At 60.2% G+C, this 890-nt stretch carries 1 pseudogene; it reads left to right on the plus strand.

The annotated features are described in order from the left end of the window. Positions 1 to 63 precede the first annotated feature (63 nt). Positions 64 to 890: pseudogene (locus AC07OD_RS28090) on the plus strand (IS3 family transposase); the annotation flags it as partial.

An 890-nucleotide genomic window follows, 5' to 3' on the forward strand; every position in this document is an offset into this window, starting at 1 on the left:
TGAATCGCCCCGGGTTTTCTAGACACCTCTGAGCCTCAAACCTGAGGCCCAATAGGAGGTGCCATGAGTAAGCAAAGATACCCCGAAGAATTCAAGACCGAAGCGGTCAAACAGATCACCGAGCGTGGCCACAAGGTGGCCGACGTATCCGCCAGGCTTGGTGTTAGCCAGCACAGCCTGTATCAGTGGATCAAGGCCCATCGAATGCCCGCGGCACAACGGCAAGCGCAGGGGTCACAGGCGGATGAGCTGCGCAAACTGAAGGCCGAGCTCAAACGTGTGACCGAGGAGCGCGACATCCTAAAAAAGGCCGCAGCGTACTTTGCCAAGCAGTCCGGGTGAGGTACGCATTCATCGAGCGGCATGAACACCAGCACAGCGTTCGCCGCATGTGCAAGCTCATGACCGTGCACCCCAGCGGCTACTACGCCTGGAAGTGCGATCCGGTGAGTTCTCGTGGCAAGGACGATCAACGCTTGTTGGGCCTGCTCAAGCACGCGTGGCTGGAGAGTGGTGGCGTCTATGGCTATCGCAAGCTCACGATGGACATGCTCGACCTGGGAGAGCGCTGCGGCAAGCACCGCGTGGCCCGATTGCTCAAGCTTGAAGGCCTGCGTTCACAGACTGGCTATCGACGCCGACCTGGCCCGCGTGGCGCCAAGCCAGCGGTGGTGGCACCAAACCATCTGCAGCGCCAGTTCAATGTCAGCGAGCCCAATCAGTCATGGGTGACCGACATCACCTACATCCGCACCCATGAAGGCTGGTTGTACCTGAGCGCCGTCATCGACCTGTTCTCCAGGCAGGTGATCGGCTGGTCCATGGGGCACCGCATCGACACTGAGTTAGTGCTCAACGCGCTGCTGATGGCATTGTGGCGCCGGCAACCC

It is taken from the genome of Acidovorax sp. GW821-FHT10E03, from assembly GCF_059415205.1.